At 64.8% G+C, this 20,871-nt stretch carries 17 protein-coding genes; 7 read left to right on the top strand and 10 right to left on the bottom strand.

The window, feature by feature from the left end:
- Positions 1–97: 97 nt before the first annotated feature.
- Positions 98–1,258: a mechanosensitive ion channel family protein gene (locus NDI56_RS10415; RefSeq protein WP_310919441.1), complete on the bottom strand. Its 1,161-nt coding sequence runs from the start codon at positions 1,256–1,258 to the stop codon at positions 98–100.
- A 95-nt stretch (positions 1,259–1,353) separates the two neighbouring features.
- On the opposite strand from NDI56_RS10415, the gene NDI56_RS10410 reads away from it, so the two are divergent.
- Both NDI56_RS10410 and NDI56_RS10405 read left to right on the top strand, forming a co-directional pair.
- Positions 1,354–2,166 carry an undecaprenyl-diphosphate phosphatase gene (locus NDI56_RS10410; protein WP_310919440.1) on the top strand — a complete coding sequence of 271 codons (813 nt, stop codon included), beginning with the start codon at positions 1,354–1,356 and terminating at the stop codon, positions 2,164–2,166.
- Positions 2,167–2,297: 131 nt separating this feature from the next.
- Complete coding sequence (locus NDI56_RS10405) at positions 2,298–3,164, top strand: CheF family chemotaxis protein (RefSeq protein WP_310919439.1); 867 nt, start codon at positions 2,298–2,300, stop codon at positions 3,162–3,164.
- An 83-nt stretch (positions 3,165–3,247) separates the two neighbouring features.
- On the opposite strand, the gene NDI56_RS10400 is transcribed toward NDI56_RS10405, so the two are convergent.
- From NDI56_RS10400 to NDI56_RS10365, 8 genes are all read right to left on the bottom strand, one after another.
- Complete coding sequence (locus NDI56_RS10400; protein ID WP_310919438.1) at positions 3,248–3,418, bottom strand: DUF7534 family protein; 171 nt, start codon at positions 3,416–3,418, stop codon at positions 3,248–3,250.
- Positions 3,419–3,507: 89 nt separating this feature from the next.
- A complete protein-coding gene (locus tag NDI56_RS10395; protein ID WP_310919437.1) occupies positions 3,508–3,741 on the bottom strand; it encodes a DUF8119 family protein in 234 nt (77 codons plus the stop codon).
- Positions 3,742–3,746: 5 nt separating this feature from the next.
- Positions 3,747–4,208, bottom strand: a complete 462-nt coding sequence (locus NDI56_RS10390) for a universal stress protein (RefSeq protein ID WP_310919436.1) — start codon at positions 4,206–4,208, stop codon at positions 3,747–3,749.
- Positions 4,209–4,210: 2 nt separating this feature from the next.
- The gene (locus tag NDI56_RS10385) at positions 4,211–5,890 is read right to left on the bottom strand and encodes a sodium:solute symporter family transporter (protein ID WP_310919435.1); all 1,680 of its coding nucleotides are present in this window, start codon (positions 5,888–5,890) and stop codon (positions 4,211–4,213) included.
- Positions 5,887–6,444, bottom strand: a complete 558-nt coding sequence (locus tag NDI56_RS10380) for a DUF4212 domain-containing protein (RefSeq protein ID WP_310919434.1) — start codon at positions 6,442–6,444, stop codon at positions 5,887–5,889. Before NDI56_RS10380 ends, NDI56_RS10385 begins: the two co-directional genes overlap by 4 nt.
- Before the next feature lie 129 nt (positions 6,445–6,573).
- A complete protein-coding gene (gene acs / locus NDI56_RS10375) occupies positions 6,574–8,544 on the bottom strand; it encodes an acetate--CoA ligase (RefSeq protein WP_310919433.1) in 1,971 nt (656 codons plus the stop codon).
- Between the two features lie 64 nt (positions 8,545–8,608).
- A complete protein-coding gene (locus NDI56_RS10370; protein ID WP_310919432.1) occupies positions 8,609–10,306 on the bottom strand; it encodes a bacterio-opsin activator domain-containing protein in 1,698 nt (565 codons plus the stop codon).
- A gap of 142 nt (positions 10,307–10,448) precedes the next feature.
- On the bottom strand, positions 10,449–12,389 hold the full coding sequence (locus tag NDI56_RS10365) for an acetate--CoA ligase (RefSeq protein WP_310919431.1): 1,941 nt from the start codon (positions 12,387–12,389) through the stop codon (positions 10,449–10,451).
- A gap of 129 nt (positions 12,390–12,518) precedes the next feature.
- Here NDI56_RS10365 and NDI56_RS10360 point away from each other — a divergent pair, with 129 nt between their 5' ends.
- The 4 genes from NDI56_RS10360 (at position 12,519) to NDI56_RS10345 (ending at position 18,072) form a co-directional block, all read left to right on the top strand.
- Complete coding sequence (locus NDI56_RS10360) at positions 12,519–13,379, top strand: CheF family chemotaxis protein (RefSeq protein ID WP_310919430.1); 861 nt, start codon at positions 12,519–12,521, stop codon at positions 13,377–13,379.
- Positions 13,380–13,811: 432 nt separating this feature from the next.
- Positions 13,812–15,002: a bifunctional sugar-1-phosphate nucleotidylyltransferase/acetyltransferase gene (glmU, locus tag NDI56_RS10355; protein WP_310919427.1), complete on the top strand. Its 1,191-nt coding sequence runs from the start codon at positions 13,812–13,814 to the stop codon at positions 15,000–15,002.
- Complete coding sequence (glmS, locus tag NDI56_RS10350) at positions 15,002–16,792, top strand: glutamine--fructose-6-phosphate transaminase (isomerizing) (RefSeq protein ID WP_310919426.1); 1,791 nt, start codon at positions 15,002–15,004, stop codon at positions 16,790–16,792. The genes glmU and glmS overlap by 1 nt, the downstream gene beginning before the upstream one ends.
- Positions 16,793–17,112: 320 nt before the next feature.
- Positions 17,113–18,072 carry a hypothetical protein gene (locus tag NDI56_RS10345; RefSeq protein ID WP_310919424.1) on the top strand — a complete coding sequence of 320 codons (960 nt, stop codon included), beginning with the start codon at positions 17,113–17,115 and terminating at the stop codon, positions 18,070–18,072.
- 222 nt (positions 18,073–18,294) lie between these two features.
- On the opposite strand, the gene NDI56_RS10340 is transcribed toward NDI56_RS10345, so the two are convergent.
- Positions 18,295–19,698, bottom strand: a complete 1,404-nt coding sequence (locus NDI56_RS10340; RefSeq protein ID WP_310919423.1) for a sugar transferase — start codon at positions 19,696–19,698, stop codon at positions 18,295–18,297.
- Positions 19,699–20,047: 349 nt separating this feature from the next.
- Here NDI56_RS10340 and NDI56_RS10335 point away from each other — a divergent pair, with 349 nt between their 5' ends.
- The gene (locus NDI56_RS10335) at positions 20,048–20,866 is read left to right on the top strand and encodes a glycosyltransferase (RefSeq protein ID WP_310919422.1); all 819 of its coding nucleotides are present in this window, start codon (positions 20,048–20,050) and stop codon (positions 20,864–20,866) included.
- Positions 20,867–20,871: the final 5 nt, after the last annotated feature.

Genomic DNA, 20,871 nt, shown 5'->3' with positions numbered 1-20,871 from the left:
TCGACGCCGTGTCCACAGTGTTCGATATCGGCTGCTTCGACAGCCAGAAAGTCCCGCCCGCGTTGTTTTCCGAATCAGCGACCGAACCCGGACTGTGTCACCGGTCTTCGTGCCCGCCGTCTGAACGGCGTTCCGACGCCGGGTGGCTCGGTTCGGTTGTCTCGGTCGGGAACGGTTCGGCGGACGGCTCGTCAGGCTGTCCGAACAGCTCCCCGGGCACGTCGGTGACGGACACCGACACGTCCCGCTGTGGGAACGGAATTTCGATGCCGTCGGCCCGGAATCGCTTGTAGATGGCGCTGTTGAGCCCGTGTGTCGCACGCGCTCGCTGGGCCGGATTGTTGACCCAGCACAGTAGCTCGAAGTTCAGCGCGGACCCGCCGAACTCCCGGAAGCGGACGCGGGGCTTGGGCCGTTCCAGTACGAGTCCCTCGGCGTCGGCAATCTCCAGCAGTAGCTCCTCCAGAGCGTCGATATCGGTGCCGTAGGCGACGCCGATGGGTACCCGGATACGGCGTTTCGTCTTGGGCGTGGACTCGTTGACGATGGCGGCGTTCGACAGCTTCGCGTTGGGGACGGTGACGAGGATGTCGTCGCGGGTCCGGATGACCGTCGAGCGCACGGAGATGTCCTCGACGCGACCGCGCTCGCCGGTTTCGAGGACGACGTAGTCGCCCACCTTGTAGGTCCCGTCGAGATACAGCGACAGCGAGCCGAAGAAGTTCGCCAGCGTGTCCCGGGCGGCCAGGCCAACGATGATGCCGGCGATGCCGGCCGAGGCCAAGAGCGGCGTCACGTCGACGTCCCACAGCACGAGCAGGAGGAAGACGGCGACGGCGGCGACGACGGCGCTCCAGACGTTCTGGAGGATGGGAACCATCTGGCGGTCGATGTACTCGGTGTCGGTCACCGCCGTCGACACCTTCCGACCGACTCGCAGCAGCGTCGCCATCCAGACGACGATGACGACCGACAGCGTCCCCGATTCCAGCGGGACCGAGATGCCCGGAGCGATGTCGTACACCTGCGTCCCGGCGTACGCGCCGGCCAGCGCGAGACTGACGTACAGCGCCCGGTGGACGCCACCGAGGACGATGTCGTCGATGTCACTGTCGATGCGGCTGGTCAGTGACTTGAGATACCTGTCGCCGACGGCGCGCACGGCGAGGGCAAGCACCAGCCCGGTGACGACCAGCAGCGAGAACCCTTGCCAGACGGGGAGCGAGCCCAGCGCGGCCTCGATCCCACCCAGTTGCATACCACCCGTTACGCAGCCGCTGTATAAGTACTGATAGCTCGGGTACGTCCTCCGATACCGAACCGACTTTACTCCCGGCTGTCCGCTCAGTGGGTATGAACCCGATTCTCATCGCTATCTTGCTGGGTGTCTTACAGGGGGTTCTGGAGTGGCTCCCGGTCTCCAGCGAGGGCGGCGTCGCGCTCGCCTCGACGGCGCTCTCCGGTTTCGACCCCGACGACGCGACGCGGCTGGCGCTCTTTCTCCACGCCGGCACCGCCGTCGCCGCCGTCGCGTACTACCGCGGCGAGGTCCGGGATATCCTGCGGTCCGTCCGCGAGCTCTCGCGTCGCCCCTTCGCCGACGAGACGGCCGACCTCTCCTTTCTGTTCGTCGCGACGGCGGCGACGGGCCTGACCGGACTGCCGGCGTATCTCGTCCTCGACGCCGCGGTCTCCGGGCTGGAGGGGGGACTGTTCGTCGCGCTGGTCGGCGGCCTGCTCGTGCTCACGGGGCTGGTCCAGCGGTTCGCCGCCGCGCTGTCACTCGGTGACCGCGACCGGCCCGACTGGGTCGACGCCGTCTTCGTCGGGCTGTTGCAGGGCGTGGCTATCCTCCCCGGCGTCTCCCGGTCGGGCACCACCGTCAGCGCGTTGCTCCTGCGGGGCCACGAGGGGGAGTCCTCGCTGCGGCTCTCCTTTCTGCTGTCGATTCCGGCCGCGCTCGGCGCCAACGTCCTCGTGCTGGTCGACGACGGCGTTCCGGCGCTCGACCCGCTCGACGCCGCGGTCGCGCTGGCGGTCAGCGCCGTCGTGGGCTATCTGACCGTCGGTGCGCTCGTCCAGCTGGTGCGTCGGGTCCCCTTCTGGACGGTGTGTGTCGTGTTCGGTGGTCTGGGCGTCGTCGGCGGGTTGCTCGTCGCGCTGTAGCGTCGTCGCTCAGTCAGCGGTGTCGAGACTTTCTGACCGCTCGTGGTTTCGGTAGCCCGAGCGGACGCTCTCCCGCCGTGACCGGTGGAAGTTATATACGAGTCGGCGACAACTCTCCGACGACTGCGGCCATGAGTGGTGACGAACACAAGGTACTCGACGCGTCCGGCGACTTCCAGTACGTCGTCCGTGAGGGCGAACCGGTCGCCGACCCCAAGTGGCAGTCGTGTCGCCTCATCGTCACCAACAAGCGGGTGGTGCTCGCGACCAACGACGGCAAGACGCCCATCCCGCACTCGAATATCTCCGTACCCGACGAGCCCGACGCAGCCGTGCCGGAGGACGTGCCGCCGGGCGCGACGGTCCTCTCGGTCGGTGACACCGTCTTGCTCGTGGACGCCAGCAACGTCTCCGACTTCGCTTTCGAGTACCGCCGCGCGACGCTTCAGGGGGAGGTCATCCTCGCGCGCCACCCCGCCGTCGTCGGCGGCGTCATCCAGGACGACGCCGAGTGGAGCAAGGCGCGGTTCCGGCTGGACGACGACGAGGTCCGCCTGCAGTTCCCCGGCGGCGGCTCGACCGTCTTCGATATCGACGACGTGGGGACCATCGAGACGGGCGAGAGCAGCGTGCTCGGCGACCAGCGAACCGTCGTCGAGGTCGAACACACGGACGAGGAGGGTCGCAGCGTCGAGACCCACCTCTCGGGAATGCCCCACCACACCGAGGCGCTGGAGGCGCTGTTCGGCGCCGTCGTCGAGGGACGCGAGGACGATTACGAGCTCTCGGAGATGGAGAGTCAGGTGTTGATGGCGCTCTATTCGGGGGTCTCGCCCTTCGAGATGGCCGATTTCGTCGGAACGACGCCCGACGACGTCGAGGAGATATACCAGACGCTGCTGGACGTCGGGGCGGTGGACAAGGTTCGGACGCGGACGGAGGTCAGTCTGAACGCCCAGGGGCGGAATATGGCGAGTGAAGCGATGAGTGGGGAGTAGCGAGGCGGCGACCGAACGAGCCGCCCCGAAACGGAACGGGTCCGACCGATAGCGCTGCCCGATCCGTACGGCGTGGGCGCTGTTCAGAAGCCCGTCAGAGAGAGCCCTCGGACGTAGACCAGCCAGTACGAGAACGGGAGCACCACCATCAGAACTCTCAGCGCAGCGAGTAGCTGGACGGAGACGCCCGGCGGCGACACTTGTGTAGCGATGGCGAAGCCGACGATAATCAGGACGGAGACGAAACGAGACACTGTGCTCGGCTCATTATCATCGCGCTCGTCACCGCAAAAATAAGGCGTTCGGTGGCCCCGTACAGCGACTCACTGCCCCGGGGGCCGAGTCAGCCCCCTTCGTCTCTGACCGCCTCCAGCGACCAGAAGAAGCCGAAGTAGGCCACGACGCCGCCCAGCAGCGTGAGGTAGTAGAGCCACTGGGGCCCGCCCGGCAGGAGGTCGAAGAGGACGGTGACGACGGTCACCCACGCCAGCGCGAAGACGAAGTCGACGACCATCCCCGAGCGGTGCTCGTCGACGTGTCGGCCGACGGTTTCGAGCAGGTGTTTCCCGGAAGCCATGGACGTCACTCCGTTCGCTGTTCGTCGACCACGAGCACCGGGATGTGCGTCGAGCGCAGGACGCGCTCGGTGACGCTCCCGAGCAGGGCCCGGCGGACGCCCGAGCGGCCGTGGCTGCCCATGACGACGAGGTCGATGTCGTTGTTGTCGGCGTAGCCGGCGATGACTTCGTGGGGCGTGCCGACGCGGACTTCTTCGTGGACCGTCACGTCGTGTTCGGCGGCGGCGTCGACGACGGCCCCGGTGGCGTCGTCGGCCTTCTCCTGCAGGTCGTGCATCTCACCGAAGTTGCCCTGTTTGATGCGGTCGACCTGCTCGGTGCCGAGGCCGAAGTTCACGGCGTCGATGTCGACGACGTACAGCGCGTGCAGGCGGGCCCCGTACTGCGCGGCGAGGTCCACGGCGTGGGACACCGCGACGTTCGCGGTCTCGCTCCCGTCAGTCGGAATGAGGATGTTGTCGTACATGGTTAGTCGTCCGCAGGGGTGTCGCCGCCGGTGTTCGAGACGATGTCCTCGGCGGTCTGTTGCTGGCCCATCGGTTCGGGGCTGTGACACTGCCGCACCATCTTCTTCGTCTCCAGTGGCGGCTCCGGCGTCGCCAGCGAGACGGCGATGGTGACGAGGAAGACCAGCGGCGTCCCGACCAGCGCGGCGCCGATGGGCGGGACGTACTGGGCGTATATCGGGACGAGCGCGCCGCCCTCACCGGCGGCCGCGCCGAGAGCGCCGACGTAGGCCGGCAGGACGCTGTTGATAATCGAGGTTATCCAGAGCAACAGGCCGACGGACATCCCGGCCAAGGCGCCCTGTCGGTTGGTGTTCTCCCACCAGAGTCCGAGGAAGAACATCGGGAACAGCACCGTACCGGCAAGCGAGAAGGCGTAGGCGACGAGTTCGCCGATGAGCGCCGGTGGGTTGAAGGCGGTGACGGTCACCAGTGCGCCGATGCCGACGATGGTCGCTCGCCCGATGAGGACCTGCTGTCGCTGGGTCGCGTCGGGGTTGATGAGCTCGGCGTAGATGTCGTGAGCGACGGCCGAGGAGGCCGTGATGAACAGCCCCGCGGTCGTCGCGATGGCCGCGGCCATCGCCCCGGCGGCGACCAGCCCGACGAACCACGTCGGGAGGTCCGCGAACTGCGCGGCGAGCACGACGATGACGTCGCCCTCCGCGCCGGACATCGCCTGCTCGCCGGTGAAGACCGCCTGCGGCGAGATGTTGTTGACCGCCGCGAACAGGTCGACGCCGAAGGCGGCCATCGCGGGAGCGGCCCAGTACAGCAGGAGGATGAAGAACAGTCCCCAGACGGTCGACCAGCGAGCGGTCCGCTCGCTCTTGACCGTGTAGAACCGCACCAACACGTGCGGGAGGCCACAGGTCCCGAAGATGAGCGAGAACGCCGTCGCCACCCACAGGTAGTAGCTGTTACCGCCGATAAAGGGCGCGGAGAACTGTCGGCTGAGTTCGTCGAACAGCGCGCCGTACTCTATCTGTGGCAACACCGTCGAGTAGCCGCCGGTGAAGCCGACCGCGTAGACGCCGGCCAGAAACGCGACGATGAGGATGACGTACTGGACGGCCATGTTCTTGGTCGCGCCGAGCATCCCCGACAGTGCGAGGTAGCCGACGGTGATGGTCATCATCACGATTATCATCGGGATGATGTCGAGGCCGAAGACGTACTGGCCGACGAGGCCCATCCCGCGGGCCTGGCCAACGGAGTAGACGTACGCGATGAGCAGCGTGGTGAACGCGGCCAGCGCGCGGGCCGTCGGGGAGTTGAATCGGTCCGCGACGAAGTCGGGGGCCGTGTACTTCCCGAACCGCCGCATCTGTGCGGCGAGGAAGATGAGCAGGACGAAGTAGCCGGTCGTCCAGCCGACGATGAACGCCAGGCCGTAAAAGCCCGACAGCGCGACGAGCCCGGCCAGCCCGAGATACGAGGCGGCGGACATCCAGTTCGCGCCGATGGCCATCCCGTTCTCGATGTTGCCGATGCCGCGGCCGGCGACCCACATGCCCTCGGTGTCTGCCACCTTGAACACGTAGCCGATGACCAGGAACGACGCCATCATGAGGAAGACGATGATGGCCGGCAGCAGTTTAAACGAGATGTCGAGCGCTTCGGCCTGCAGCGGGATCGTCATTGCTCGCCCCCGCGGTCTGACCGCTGGTCAGACGAGGCTCGCGACTCTTCGGGTCGCTCACCACCGTCGGTGGCCGCGGCCTCACCGCTCTCGCCGGCTCCGCCCTCCTCGGGGCCGGCGGTGCTGTGATCGATACCGTACTTGTCGTCGAGCTTGTCGCGCTGGCGGGCGTAGATGGCCGACAGGATGAGCGCGCCCGTCGGCGCGCCGAAGGCGACGAGGAAGTAGTGCAACGGGAAGCCGATGACCGGCATCGTCGTCGTCATCGCGTCGGGAGCGATGACTGTCAGCGTCACCGGCCCGAAGACGATAATCGCCCAGGCGACGAAGCCGGTCCAGACGATTCTGAGGTGGTCACGCATGTAGGGCGTGCTCGGTTTCAGCAAGTTCACCTCCTCGTCGAGATAGTTCGTGTTCTGATGGCGCTGTGCGGCCTGTGTCGTCCCTCCGTCAGTGCGCGGAGCTGACGAGGTCCGTCTCGTTGCACTCGGTTCACTACCGTCGGCTGTGACAGCCTCGTCGTCCGCCCGTTCGTGTGTGTTGTTATCTGGCATGGTTGGGTTTGTGCCCCACCACCGTGCCCCCTTTGTTCGAAGAACCGGTCCGTCGCATGCAGGAGCCGTCGAGCCCGGATATCGCCGCCACCGGGCGGCGAACACCGGCCGCTCGGCACGACGCTCCTCTCAGTCGCCGCCGACTTTCGACTGGATGTCGCTGACTACGTCGGGATTGCGAAGCGTGCTGGTGTCGCCCAGCTCCTCGCCGTTGGCGATGTCTTCGAGGAGTCGACGCATTATCTTCCCCGAGCGGGTCTTGGGGAGTTCGGGCGTGAAGATGACCGACTCCGGCCGCGCGATGGGGCCGATAGCGTCTTCGACGCCCTCGATGATGCGCTCACGGAGCGCTTCGTTCTCCTCGGTGCCGTCCTCGGTGATGACGTAGGCGTACACCGCCTCCCCCTTGATGTCGTGTTTGCCGCCGACGACGGCCGCCTCGGCGACGCCCTCGACGCCGACGATGGCGCTCTCTATCTCCATCGTCCCCAGACGGTGCCCCGAGACGTTGAGCACGTCGTCGACCCGACCGAGGACGGTGATGTAGCCGTCTTCGTCGAGTTTCGCGCCGTCCTCGGGGAAGTAGACCCACTCGTCGCGGTCGGGGTTCGAGTACTCCCGCCAGTACTCGTCGATGAAGCGCTCGTCGTTGTTGTACAGCGTCCGGAGCATCCCGGGCCAGGGTCGGTTGACGACGAGATAGCCGGCCTCGCCGGCCCCGACGGGGTCGCCGCCGACGTCGACCACGTCGGCGCTGACGCCCGGCAGCGGCGGGCCGGCGGACCCGGGTTTCATCTCGCCGATGGCCGGCAGCGTCGTCAGCATCATCCCGCCGGTCTCGGTCTGCCACCAGGTGTCGACCACCGGGCAGTCCTCGTCGCCGATGTGCTTGTAGTACCACTTCCACGCGCGCGGGTTGATGGGCTCGCCGACCGTGCCCAGCAGGCGCAGGCTGGAGAGGTCGTGGCTGTCGGGGTACTCCTTGCCCCACTTCATGAACGCGCGGATGGCCGTGGGGGCGGTGTAGAGCTGGGTCACGTCGTACTCCTCGACGATCTCCCAGAGCCGGTCTTTCTCGGGGTAGTCGGGCGTCCCCTCGTACATCACCGTCGTGGTTCCGAGCGCGAGCGGGCCGTAGACGATGTAGGAGTGGCCGGTGATCCAGCCGATGTCGGCCGAACACCAGTAGGTGTCGTCGGGCTTTACGTCCAGTACGGCGTGGCTGGTCCACGCCGCGTAGGAGAGGTAGCCGCCCGTCGTGTGTTTGACCCCCTTCGGCTGGCCGGTCGTCCCCGACGTGTACATGAGAAACAGCATGTCCTCGGCGTCTCTCGTGACGGGGTCGACCTCGGCGCCCTCGTGGGCGGCGACGAGCTCGTCGTAGTCGTGCTCGCCCTCCTTCATCGGGTGGTCGTAGTCGTCGTCTAACCGGTCGACGACGACGGTCTCGACCTCGTGGCCCACGTCTTCGAGCCCCTCGTTCGCCTTCTCCTTGTGGGGGAGCGGGTCGCCGCGACGGTAGTAGCCGTCACAGGTCACGAGGAACTCGGAGTCGGCCGACTCCATCCGCGTCGCCAGCGCGTCCGCGGAGAAGCCCGCGAAGACGACCGAGTGCGGCGCGCCGATGCGGGCACACGCCAGCATGGCGACGGGGAGCTCCGGAATCATCGGCATGTACATCGTGACCACGTCGTCCTCCTCGACGCCCAGCTCGCGCAGGGCGGCGGCGAACTCGTTGACCTCCCGGTGGAGCTGCGCGTAGCTGTAGGTGCGTTTCTCGCCGAGTTCACCGATCCACTCGATGGCCGCCTCCTCGCCGCGCTCGTCGAGATGCCGGTCGAGACAGTTGTGCGAGGCGTTCAGTTCGCCGTCGGTGAACCACTCGTAGAACGGGGCGTCGCTGTCGTCGAGGACCTGGTCCCACTCCGAGTCCCAGTCGAGCAACTCGGCCGCCCGCTCCCAGGCGCCGGGCCACTCGTCCTCGAACTCGTCGTAGATGGCGGGGTCTGCGACGTTGGCCTGCTCGACGAACGACTCCGGTGGCTCGAAGACGTCCTGTGCTTCGAGTCGTGCCTCCAGTTGGACCTCTTCATCTGACATGGTCTATCATAGACAATCCCGTGGCGGTTGATAAACGGGGGGTCTAACTATCGAAACAGTGAGCTTACACTTCTCGTTCTGCTTCCTTCGAGGGAGTTTCAGATTCCTCGGCGAAGAAAGCGGTCAAGAGCTTCTGCTGGGCCTTCCTGAGATGGTTGTGGAGTGTCGGAGCGGAAATGGCGAGCGAGTCGGCGAGTTCCTCCGCGGTCGTCCCGCGTGGCCACTCGAAGTAGCCGCTGTGGTAGGCCGCCTGTAACACGGTCGCCTGTCGGTCGGAGAGTCGGTCGGACAGGTGTTCGCGAAACCCCCTGTCCGTCTCGACCGGGCGTTCGGTCTCGTGTTTGGCGGTCAGCGTCGTCCCGGGGTAGGCGCCCACGACGGTATCGACGACGTCGCGGAGGTCGATGTCGGTGGGCAGCTCCGCCGTGATAACCGCGTCGCCGTGTCTGGCCGTTAGGTCCCGGATACGGCCCCCGTTCTCCACGAGCGGGAGCGTGGGTGCCGCCGTGACGACGACTTCCAGTAGCGCTCCGTCGCGGTAGTCCTCGATGAGGCGGGCGTCGACGGTGGCGGCGTCGTCGGTGACGTAGGAGAGGACCGCGTCCGTCGGCGCGCCGTCGACGACGAGATAGTACAGTAGCGACCGCCCACCGACCGGCACCACGCCCGAGAGCTCGACCCGACAGCCGAGCGTCTCCGAGAGCCCGACGGTCACGGCGTCGGCGTCGGTACATCGGAAGGTGAGTTCGGTGACCGTATCGGCCAGTAGCAGGCGTTTCCGTTCGACGGCAGACAGCGCCGCGCCGATGTGGGTTCCGAGCGCCCGCAGGACCTCCCGTTCGGCGTCGCCGAGGCGGGCCGTCGTGCCGACGGCCAGCACGCCCGACACGGCGTCTTCGCGGACGAGCGGGACGAGTACGACCGGTCCGTTCGCTCCCTCGACCGGTCGAACGTCGTTGGCGTCTATCGCGTCGGTCGCCACACCGGCGTGTGCCCGTCGCTGCTCGGTGACTCGCTGCTCGCCGACCCCGGCTATCGCACGCGGCGTGAGGCCGTCACCGGTGTGTTCCGCCACCCACGCGAACCGGAAGCCCTCGGTGGCCGCCAGCCGGTCACACAGCGTCCGGGCTATCTCCTCGCCGGTCGCGGCCTCGGACAGCGCCGCACCGACCTCGCTTGCGACGCCGATGGTCCGGCGGAGGCGAGCCGGCGCCGCGTCGGTCTCGACGCCGTCGACGGCGCTGACGACGGTTTCGCGGTCGGGGTCGTCGAGCAGCGGGTCGAGGCGGTCGAGGCGTTTCCAGCCGCCGAGCGCACAGACGACGTGGACGGGGACGCCCTCGGCGAGGAGGCTCGCCGCGAACCGCCAGCGCAGGTCACGAGAGGACACGTCCGCCAGTCGCGGGTCGGTCTCACCGGCGCGGTCGGCCACCTCGCCGACGAGCATCTGGAGGCGACGGGCCGAGACCGACAGCAGCGGTTCGTCGTCGTCACGTCCCGCAGCGCTGGCGAACTTCCGCACGTCGTGTTCGACGTCCGACGGCAGGTAGGCCTCGCGAGTCGCCGTCTCGCCGTCACGAACCGCCAGGAAGTGGTGGTCTCCGGCGGTCGCGATGTCGGCCAGTCGGACGCCCGTCATCTCGGTCGGGCGCAGCCCGACTTCGGCCCCCAGCCGCACGACGAGGTCCTCGCGGTGCGTTTCGGCGGCGCGTCGGAGTCGCTCGTACCCTCGGGCTCCGAGCACGTCGGCCCCGGTAGACATGCTTCGGTTATTCACGAGCTAGCGAAATAAGTGTATGGTCGAAGACGGCTCTTTCGAGCCGGGTTCGTGCTGTGTTCCAGTGTCGAACCGATCGAAATCTCCAGCAGCGTTTCGGCAGCGTCGAACAAACCGAAACGGCGACTCACTCGGGCGTCGCCGACTGCAACTCCCCGAGTATCTCGGGGTTCCGGAGCGCGCTGATGTCGCCCAGCGCCTCGCCGTTGGCGACGGCGGTCAGCAGCCGGCGCATCACCTTCCCGGAGCGCGTTTTCGGGAGTTCGGGGGTGAACACCACCGCCTCGGGGACGGCGACGCTACCGATGGCCGATTCGACGGCCCGCTCGATCCGCATCTGGAGGTCCGCCTCGGCACAGGTGCCCGTCGGCGAGACGTACGCGTAGACGGCCGTCCCGGTGGTCGCGTGGTCCGCCCCGACGACGGCGGCCTCGACGACGCCGTCGACGCTCGCGATAGCCGATTCGAGTTCCATCGTGCTGAACCGCCGTCCAGCGACGTTGATGGCGTCGTCGATACGACCGAGCAGCGTGAGGTATCCGTCCCCGTCGACCGTCGCCCCGTCCTCCGGGGAGTAGTGCCACCCCTCCCCACGGGCCGCAGCCGCACCCCAGCCCTCGCCGGTGCGAAGCGACTGGGGCATCCCCGGCCACGGACGGGTGACGACGAGTTCGCCCGCGTTGCCCGTCCCGACCGGCTCGCCCGCGGAGTCGACGACTCCCATCTCGATGCCGGGCAGGGGCTTGCCCGCCGCTCCCGGTTTCATCGCGTCGACGCCCGGGAGCGTCGAGAGCAGAATCGCGCCCGTCTCCGTCTGCCACCAGGTGTCGACGACGGGACACTCCCCGCCGCCGATGTGTTCGCGGTACCACCGCCAGGCCGGCTCGTCGATCGGTTCGCCGACGGTGCCCAGCAGGCGCAGGCTGGAGAGGTCGTGACTCGCCGGGTGACGTTCGCCCCACTTCATGAACGCTCTGATAGCGGTCGGCGCGGTGTAGAACACGTCGACGGCGTACTCCTCGACGATCTCCCAGATGCGGTCCTTCTCGGGGTGGTCCGGCGTACCGTTGTACAGTACCGTCGTGGTTCCGAGCGCGAGCGGGCCGTAGACGATGTAGGAGTGGCCGGTGATCCAGCCGATGTCGGCCGAACACCAGTACGTGTCCTCGGGCTTGACGTCGAGGACGGCGTGGCTCGTCCACGCGACGTGGGAGAGATACCCCCCCGTCGTGTGGTCGACGGCCTTTGGCTGGCCGGTGGTCCCGGACGTGTAGATGCGAAAGAGGGTGTCGGTCGCGTCCCGCGGAACCGGGTCGACCGTCTCGCCGTCGTACTCCGCGCGCAGTCGGTCGTAGTCGTCGTACCCCTCGCCGAGGTGGACGTCCAGTCCGAGTCGGTCCAGCACGACCACGTCGACGTCTCGCTCGACGGCGATGCGGGCGTTGTCGGCCTTGTTCTTCTGGGCCACGGCGCTGCCCCGCCGGTAGTAGCCGTCACAGGTGACGAGCAGCGACGACCCGGTTCGTTCCAGTCGCTCGGCGAGCGCGTTGGCCGAAAAGCCCGCGAAGACGACGTTGTGAATCACGCCCAGCCTGACACACGCGAGCATCACGACCGGGAGCTCCGGGACGTTCGGGAGGTAGATAGTCACGACGTCGTCGGCTTCGACCCCCTTCCCGCGAAGCGCCGCCGCAACGGCGTTGACCTCGCGGTACAGCTCCCGGTACGTGTAGCTCCGGGACTCGCCGACGTGTCCCTCCCAGATGAGCGCGAGCTGGTTCTTGCGCTCCGGGAGGTGTCGGTCGATACAGGTGTGGGAGGCGTTCAGCGTCCCGTCGGGGAACCACTCGAAGGGGAGGCCGTCGGCCCCGCGGAGCACGTCGGTGGGCGGTTCGTGCCACTCCAGCAGGTCGGCCGCCCGCCGCCAGCAGTCGGGCCACTCGCGCTCGAACCGGTCGTACACCGACGACTCCGAGACGTTCGCCTGCTCGACGAACCACGCCGGCGGGTCGATGGCGGGCCGGTCGTCCAGCGCGGTGGCTCGACCGGCCTCGTCGCCCCCTGTCATCGTTCACACCTACGGCGGTGTGGTGATAAGCCTTGGCGCTACCGGCGGTGTTGCCGCCCCGTTCTCAGCATCGACATTCGCGGCGGAACCTATTTGCGCCGGCCTCGATAACGACGGCACACGCGGGGTATGAGCGACACAGAGAAGAAGATCGCCGACACGCAGGGCCAGTACTTGCAGGCGGTCTCGCAGGGCCAGCGCCTCACCGACGCCGAGTGGCGCAACTGTCGTGTCATCCTCACCACCGAACGCATCGCGCTCATCGCCGACAGCAAGACACAGCTCGCGCTGAGTGATATCGACCGTATCGCCGACCGGTTCGACGTGAACCAGCAAAGCGCCGGCGTCTCCGAGTACGTCGCGCTCCACGTCGGCGAAGACGTCTTTCTGGTGTCGGCGTCGAACCACGAGGCCTTCCAGACGGACTTCTACCGGGCGAGTCTGGACGGCGCCGTCGTCCTCGTCCAGCACCCCGCCCTCGAAGGCGGCGTCGTCCAGAACTCCGAGTGGACGAAGGGCCGGCTGAAAGTCTCCGACGAGGCGCTCAGACTCGCGATGGCCGACGGACAGGCCGTCGACATCGACCGGGCCGACATCGGTGACCTCACAGTCGAGGACAAGCAGGTCTCGGGCGAGGAGCGGACGGTCATCCAGGTCGAACACAGCGAGGGCGACATCAGCGTCGAGACCCACCTCGCCGGCGAGGAGTTCCACGCCACCGTCCTCCGGACGATGCTCGAAGACAGCGCCGAGCAGAACCGCGCGGACCTGGACCTCTCCTCGACGGAGAAACGCGTCATCATGGCGCTGCACTCGGGTGTGTCGCCCTTCGACATCCCCACCTTCGTCGGCATCGACGTCGAGAAGACCGAGGCTATCTTCGACCGGCTCATCGAGCTCGACGTCATCAGCGTCCTCCGCGAGCGCACGGAGGTCGCGCTGACGACGAAGGGCCGTCGGGTCGCCGGGGATCGGATGGGAGAGCAGTAGCGAGGAATCGAGCGCAGCGAGATTCCTCGACGAAGCGCGGCGGGGAACGGAGTGACCCGCGAGCAGTAGCGAGGTCACGAGCTTGCGAGTGACCTCGAAGCGAAACGGCGACCGTAGGGAGCCGTAGAGCAGTAGCGAGAGCCCGAGCGGCGGGAGGGGTCTCGAAGCGACGCGGAGACCGCCGAGCAACGGGGCGCACGGAACGCGGTGTCCGACCGAGTCGGATTCGCCCGACGGCGGCCACGATGTCACCGGCCACTGGGCCGCGCACAATGTTTCACAGTGATCCGTGTAGCGATTTACCGGTGTGCACCGACCCCGGGTCGTGCTATCCGGAAATAATCTACAATAATTACTATCAGTCACCTGCTTACACAAATTTCGAGGGATTATGCCCGCCATATTCAAATCCCTGCTTGCAGTGGTACCCGTATGGACATCGATACAGCGGTGGTTCTCGCCGCTGGCGAGGGAACTCGCCTTCGCCCACTGACGCGTAATCGGCCGAAACCGATGCTACCCGCCGGGAACCGTCCCATTCTCGAACACGTCTTCGACTCGCTGGTCGAAGCCGGCGTCGAGGAACTCGTCGTCGTGGTCGGCTACAAGCGCGACCGGGTACAGAACCACTTCGGACCGACCTACCGGGACGTACCTGTCACGTACGTCACACAGAGCAAGCAACTGGGCAGCGGCCACGCCCTCCTGCAGGCCCGGGAGGCCGTCGACGGGGCGGTGCTGGTTCTCAACGGCGACCGGCTCATCGACGCCGGCACGGTGTCGGCCGTCGCCGACAGCTTCGCGGGGACGGGTGACGCGTCGCTGGCCGTCGTCGAACGGCAGGAGACGAGCCGGTACGGCGCCGTCGAAGTGCGGGACGGCGACATCGTAAAGCTCGTCGAAAAGCCCCGCGACGGTGACTACCGACTCATCAACGGGGGCGTCTACGCCTTTTCGGCCGACATCTTCACCGCCGTCGAGCAGACGCCCCGGCAGGCGGGCGAGCTGGCGCTGACGGACACGCTGGAACGCATCATCGACCGCGACCGCGTCCGCGGCGTCGAGGTCGACGGGATGTGGGTCGACGCCACCTACCCGTGGGACCTGCTGACGGTCGCCCGCGAGGTGCTGGCACGCGGCCGCGTCGTCGAGGCGGCCCGCAGCGACGGGGTCTGGATAGCCGACTCGGCGCGCGTCCACCGCGAGGCGGTCCTGCAGGGGCCGGTCGTCGTCGGGCAGGACTGCGAGGTCGGCCCGGACGCCGTCATCGGCCCCGACACGGCGCTTGGCAGCAACGTCACCGTCGGCTCGAACGCGGTCGTCCAGCACAGCGTCATCGACGCCGACACGCGTATCGACCCCGGCTCGACGCTGCTGGACACCGTCACCGGACAGGACGTCCACCTCGGTGCGAGCACGGTGGTCCCGGCCGGCCCGGCCGACGTTCAGGTCGGGACGACCATCTTCGAGGGGCAACAGCTCGGTGCGGTCATCGCCGACCGGGCGCGGGCCCGCGGCAACGTCAGCTTCACGCCGGGCTCGCTGGTGGGCCCGAAGGCCACGCTCGACGTCGGCGTGACGGTGCGTGGCAACGTCACCGAGGGCGCGGAGGTGACCCGCTGATGTGTGGCATCATCGGCTGTGTCGGCCGCGGGTCGGAGACGCTCGACACGCTCGTCCACGGCCTCTCGAAGCTGGAGTACCGGGGGTACGACTCGGCCGGCGTCGCGATGGCCGACGACACGGTGTCGCTGTGCAAGACCTCGGGCAAGATCGACGACCTGCGGGCGGCCCTGAAGTCGGCGTCGCTGTCGGGCTCGGTCGGCATCGGCCACACCCGCTGGAGCACGCACGGGCCGCCGACGGACGGCAACGCCCACCCACACCAGGACTGTCACGGCGACGTCGCCGTCGTCCACAACGGTATCATCGAGAACTACCAGTCCCTGCGCGACGAGCTCGTCGCCGCCGGGCACACGTTCACCTCGGACACCGACACCGAAGTCATCCCGCACCTCATCGAGACCGAACTCGAAGCCGGCGCCGAGCCCGAGGCGGCCGTCCGGGCGGCCATCGCCCGGCTGGAGGGGAGCTACGCCGTCGCCGTCGTCATCGCCGGCACCGAGGCCATCTTCGCCGCGCGCCACGACTCCCCGCTCGTGCTGGGGCTCGACGACGGCGCGACCTATCTGGCCAGCGACGTGCCCGCCTTCCGGGACTTCACGGACAAGGTCGTCTATCTCGCCGACGGCGAGTTCGCCCGGCTCGACGCGAGCGGCTGGGTGGTCTCCGACGTCGACGGCACCGTGGTCGAGAAGGACGTCGACACCGTCGAGTGGGACCCCGAGGAGACCGGCAAGAGCGGGTACGACCACTACATGATAAAGGAGATACACGAACAGCCCCGGGCGCTCCGGCAGTGCCTACGCGAGCGCGTCGACGAGATGGCCGGTACCGTCGACCTCGACGACCTGGGCGACCTCTCGCCGACCGGCGTCCAGTTCGTCGCCTGTGGCACCTCCTATCACGCCGCGTTGTACGGCGCGCACCTCTTCCGCGAGGCCGGCATCCCGGCCCAGGCCTTCCTCGCCAGCGAGTACGCCACCTCCGTCCCGCCCATCGGCGACGCCCTGGTCATCGGCGTGACCCAGAGCGGGGAGACGGCCGACACGCTGTCGGCGCTCCGGGCGGCCGAGAAACGCGGCGCCCGCACCCTCGTCGTCACCAACGTCGTCGGGTCGACGGCGGCCCGCGAGTGCGACCACGCCTTCTACATCCGGGCCGGTCCGGAGATCGGCGTCGCCGCCAGCAAGACCTTCTCCTCGCAGCTGGCTGCGCTGAACCTGCTCACGCTCGGGATGACCCAGGGCGACGACACCCGCGAGGTCATCAACGCCCTCCGGGAACTGCCCGGCGACCTCCAGCGCATCTTGGACGAGTCCAGCGCCGAGGCAGTCGCCGAGCTCTACCAGGACGCCGGCGCGTACTTCTTCATCGGCCGGGGGCTCCAGTTCCCCGTCGCTCTGGAAGGCGCTCTGAAGATGAAAGAGATAACGTACAAACACGCAGAGGGGTTCGCCGCCGGCGAGCTCAAACACGGCCCGCTCGCGCTCGTGACGGCCGACACGCCGGTGTTCGCTGTCGTCATCGGCGACGACGAGAAAGCCCGCAAGACCGTGGGCAACGTCAAGGAGGTCGAGGCCCGCGACGCGCCCGTCGTGGCGATTACCGACGGCCAGACCGACGTCCACCGCTACGCCGACCACGTGCTCCAGATCCCCGAGACCCATCCGCGAGCGGCCGCCGTGCTCGCCAACGCCCACCTGCAGCTGCTGTCCTACCACACCGCGGCGAAGCTCGGCCGCAACATCGACAAGCCGCGGAATCTGGCGAAAAGCGTGACGGTGGAATGAGGAGTCCGGCGCGGTTTTGACGGATGCTTGATTCACTATCCGAGCCAGTCCGTTTCTCTCCATCTGAGACCGTTGTTGATTATTGTTTGTCTCTAGCACGCGTAAAAACGGGTTTGTTGAGTCGAGACTTGCTTGGCCACTGAACATGCTGATGAAGGAAATATGCACTTGGTAGAACGCGAAATGATTTAATCTAATCCTAATGCCAGTTGGGACAACAAGCGTCGAAGGATGTGCTACTCCGCCGATCGACGATTCTACGCTTAAACCGGCTCCAAACCATAGTATTGATGTATCACAGACCGTTTCACCTAACACAAGTGTCGGATTTAGTGTCAAATCCAAATAAAAACGCTACTATTTCTTTCGCAGCCGGCTCTGGGAAGTTTGAGAAGATGGCAGTGTATCTTGCTAAATCAATAAATAATAACACATCATATCGATCAGTCGTTTTCATACCTGAATCCGAGATAGATGATATTTCAGACAACTCTCTATCTCTGTTTGATGAATTATGCACTGACGTGGTCCAAGGTGAGACAACGATACCGGACTACGGTCAATCTGCAAAATTAGACGCTTTTGCTATAGCGGCCGATCGCTATGCTCCTCCACACATACTGGTTGATACTGATGTTCTCGTCTTTGACTCACCATCAATCCAATTTACCGAGGCAGACGTGTTTGCAAAACCAGTCGACATTGGAGCACAGTACTGGGGGAGTCAGGCAGCGATCTCAGAATGGAGAGAAATCTATTCCTCACACGGGTTTGAATTCCCAAATACACGAACGCAAAGTACTGTTGACGGTCGGCAGATTCTCCCATATTATAATGCAGGAGTTGTGGCTACGTCACGGAGTGATATTCCACAGCAATGGCTCGAACTCACTGATTCGGTCTTTTCACAGATAACCCAACCGTTTTATGCGGATCAGGTGTCTCTCGCGATGATTATGAGCAAGTTTGAACATGAAGAATTGACCGAACGAGAGAATTATCCAGCGTCAGTGAGGACACTATTCCCATCCGACATTTCTATTTTGCATTACCATCACTGGGACACACTTTACCGAGCAAAATTCTCCCGATATCACACAACACTAAATGATATTGGTGTTACAAATGGCCTTGCAAAATCCGGCACAGAACAGTTAAGATGCTATACGAAATCATTGAAACGTGTGTTTGATTATCGGGCTAAGAAACAAGTAAAGCGGAAAATAATAAACGATCTTCCCCCGGATATCGTCGAAAAGCTCCGGAGATGGAAACCATGATTGAAATCAACAGATGCGGATTTCTGTCGCGGCACTATATTCTGTGGTAGGTAAATTTGTTCAGCAGGACACAAAACCGAGCGGCCATCATATAGTTGCAGCTGGACGGAGGAAAGCCAACAACAGTCTCCCCAATCTAACTGATACTCTACACTCAGCAGTATCGACGAAGGACTGAACAATTAACCGCTCTCCTACTTCGAGTGTCACTTCAGGTTTAAATTACGGGAGTCGCTTCCTAATTAGCCACAGAACATCCAGACCAACGGTGTACAGCTGTCTCACCACTATTTTCAGGTCGAACCAGAACGACTGCCCGCGGATATACTCGATGTCGTAGCGAAGCTTCGCCCGGGGATTCTCGCTGGTCATCTGGTTTATCTGTGCGAGTCCGGTCAGCCCGGGTTTGACGAACCACCGTTTGCGCCACTCGTTGGTCTCGGCTTCGAGGTGCTGTTCCTCGTCAGTCCAGGCTGCTCGGGGACCAACGACGCTCATATTGCCCACCAGAATCGACCACAGCTGCGGGATCTCATCGAGATGGGTCTGGCGGAGATATCGCCCGACTCGCGTAATTCGTTCGTTGTCTTCGCCCGTCGGCGTCGTCGTCTCCCGTCCGGTGGTCATCGTCCGGAACTTGTAGACGGTGAACGTCTCCCCGAAGGCGGCGGTTCGTGTCTGTTTATAGAATATTGGTCCGGAGGAGTCGAGTTTGACTGCGACCACGATGAGGGCCAAGAACGGGAGTAAACACACCAACGCCGCGGCAGCGAAAGCCACGTCGAACGCTCGCTTGACGAGATAATCCTGCCAGTCCCACGGTTCCAAATGCGTGTCTACGAGTTCGCCACCGGCCGCATCGGCGACGAGCACACTGTCGGCGTGGTCACGGTGGACTTTCGCCTGTACTCCGTGTTCGAAGCACGCAGAGAGCGCACCGAAGAACTCCTCGCGGTCCGGGTGCTTGAACGCTAGGAGGACGGTGTCGACGTCGTGTTCCACGAGCACTTCGTCGAGTCTGGAGAGTCCACCCAGTCGTGGGAGTTCCTCCGGTCGTTCGATCGTCACTCCTCCGTCGGAGATTCGATACTGGTTCTCATTGGGGTGGACGCTCGCGGGGGAGACGACGCCTAAAATCGGTACCTCGGAGCTCTCGTGGAGGGTCCGCATAATCTCCATGTCATCGCCGACGATTATGGCGCGTTTCAGCGTTCGAGGGCGCTGCCGGATTGTGACGAACCACAGCGGAAGGCACACCCCCAGTAGCGCAATCGTCAACAGGAGCGTTGTCCGGGGGAGCCGCGAGGACCAATCGAAGTAGCCTATGGCTGCCAGGATGGCCGCCGTCAGAACCACTCGTTTGTGGCTCAGCGAAATCGTATCCAGAATCCGTCGTGGACGAGGCTTGAACAGCGGCCACAGCACGACGAGCGTAATCCCGACTGTCGCCACGATCTGGTCCATCAAATCACCGTTCGAAAGCGTCGTCGGTTCCAGATTATCGAGTACTGGCGGCGCGGTCACGAGGTCTTGCAGCGGCGGCGTGTTGGCGAGAAACACCGACATCCCAATAAGCAAGGCCGCCCCCGTCGGAGCTACAACCCGGTAGCGCCACCCAGACTCCATTACGAATTAGATTGTGGCTGTCATATAAAAACGCTGTGAGCTACTCATTAACTGCGTACGTAGTTGCAGCGAGTAGACAGAACCCCTGTCCAGTTGCTTTAGCGGTGGCTTGAACGTTACTCCCAAGCAGATTGCAGTTACTGTCGTGCTGGTATCGCTATCGACCAGAGTATGGCCACACTATCGGGCGACCTGTATCTTGCTACCCCCTGGGCCTGCTTGAGTACGCCGCGTCGCTCTTCTTCTCGACTCGAAGACCCGTCTTGGGGAACGCAAGCTGATAGACGCAGATTCAGACGGCTACGGAATGACAAAACATGTTTTTACCGCCCAAGTAATCTATAAGTCGATGGTTAATTTCTCCGTTGTTTTGCCGACATACGCTAACGATGACCCCGAAGAACTCGGGACGGCTATCGGGAGTGTGGTGGACCAAACTCGAAGGCCCGACGAAATCCTCATCGTGAAAGATGGGCCACTCTCCCACGAGCTGGAGGCGACCGTCGAACGCTTCGAGACAGAACACCCCTCCGTGTTCACGTCGGTTCAGATTCCCACGAACCAGGGTCTGGGTAACGCCCTCCGAACAGGCGTCGAGGAGGCGGCCCACGACTACGTCGCCCGGATGGATGCCGACGATATTTCGGTCCCAACTCGGTTTGAACAGCAGATAGATTTCCTCACCGCGAACCCTGACGTCGACATCGTTGGCGGGTATATCGACGAATTCGAAACTGACCCCAGTGAGCCAGTTGGTCGACGCGAGGTGCCGACCGATCACGAGGATATCGAGCGGATGGCTCGCTTTCGAAGCCCGATGAATCATGCTTCCGTGATTTTTGACAAAGAGACTGTTCTTGCGGCTGGCAACTACCGACCCGTTGAGCCCATGGAGGACTACGACCTCTGGGTCCGGATGCTACTCGACGATGCGACCTTCGCGAATATTCCCGAAGTCTTGGTGAACGTCAGGGCGGGTGAGGAGCTGTACGGGCGTCGCGGTGGCTGGGAGTACGCCCGCGAGGAGATTCGGACTCAAGTCGAGTTCTACAGACGCGGATTCACGTCGCTCCCGGTGTTTTTATTCAATACAGCGACGCGTGGAGGGCTTCGACTGGTGCCTCGTAAGATTCGACGCATAATTTACGAGCAAACTGCCCGTGAGTAGCAGTC

It is taken from the genome of Halomicroarcula saliterrae (assembly GCF_031624395.1).
GTDB classification, from domain to species: Archaea; Halobacteriota; Halobacteria; order Halobacteriales; family Haloarculaceae; genus Haloarcula; species Haloarcula saliterrae.
Note: the sequence above shows the minus strand (reverse complement) of the source record. Positions and strands in the feature narration are given on the sequence as shown.

What these genes read in the sequence shown, in the direction of transcription:
- NDI56_RS10415 (WP_310919441.1), bottom strand. Translation starts at nt 1,258, where the DNA reads ATGCAACTGGGTGGGATCGAGGCCGCGCTGGGCTCGCTCCCCGTCTGG.
- NDI56_RS10410 (WP_310919440.1), top strand. Translation starts at nt 1,354, where the DNA reads ATGAACCCGATTCTCATCGCTATCTTGCTGGGTGTCTTACAGGGGGTT.
- NDI56_RS10405 (WP_310919439.1), top strand. Translation starts at nt 2,298, where the DNA reads ATGAGTGGTGACGAACACAAGGTACTCGACGCGTCCGGCGACTTCCAG.
- NDI56_RS10395 (WP_310919437.1), bottom strand. Translation starts at nt 3,741, where the DNA reads ATGGCTTCCGGGAAACACCTGCTCGAAACCGTCGGCCGACACGTCGAC.
- NDI56_RS10390 (WP_310919436.1), bottom strand. Translation starts at nt 4,208, where the DNA reads ATGTACGACAACATCCTCATTCCGACTGACGGGAGCGAGACCGCGAAC.
- NDI56_RS10385 (WP_310919435.1), bottom strand. Translation starts at nt 5,890, where the DNA reads ATGACGATCCCGCTGCAGGCCGAAGCGCTCGACATCTCGTTTAAACTG.
- NDI56_RS10380 (WP_310919434.1), bottom strand. Translation starts at nt 6,444, where the DNA reads ATGCCAGATAACAACACACACGAACGGGCGGACGACGAGGCTGTCACA.
- acs (WP_310919433.1), bottom strand. Translation starts at nt 8,544, where the DNA reads ATGTCAGATGAAGAGGTCCAACTGGAGGCACGACTCGAAGCACAGGAC.
- NDI56_RS10370 (WP_310919432.1), bottom strand. Translation starts at nt 10,306, where the DNA reads ATGTCTACCGGGGCCGACGTGCTCGGAGCCCGAGGGTACGAGCGACTC.
- NDI56_RS10365 (WP_310919431.1), bottom strand. Translation starts at nt 12,389, where the DNA reads ATGACAGGGGGCGACGAGGCCGGTCGAGCCACCGCGCTGGACGACCGG.
- NDI56_RS10360 (WP_310919430.1), top strand. Translation starts at nt 12,519, where the DNA reads ATGAGCGACACAGAGAAGAAGATCGCCGACACGCAGGGCCAGTACTTG.
- glmU (WP_310919427.1), top strand. Translation starts at nt 13,812, where the DNA reads ATGGACATCGATACAGCGGTGGTTCTCGCCGCTGGCGAGGGAACTCGC.
- glmS (WP_310919426.1), top strand. Translation starts at nt 15,002, where the DNA reads ATGTGTGGCATCATCGGCTGTGTCGGCCGCGGGTCGGAGACGCTCGAC.
- NDI56_RS10340 (WP_310919423.1), bottom strand. Translation starts at nt 19,698, where the DNA reads ATGGAGTCTGGGTGGCGCTACCGGGTTGTAGCTCCGACGGGGGCGGCC.
- NDI56_RS10335 (WP_310919422.1), top strand. Translation starts at nt 20,048, where the DNA reads ATGGTTAATTTCTCCGTTGTTTTGCCGACATACGCTAACGATGACCCC.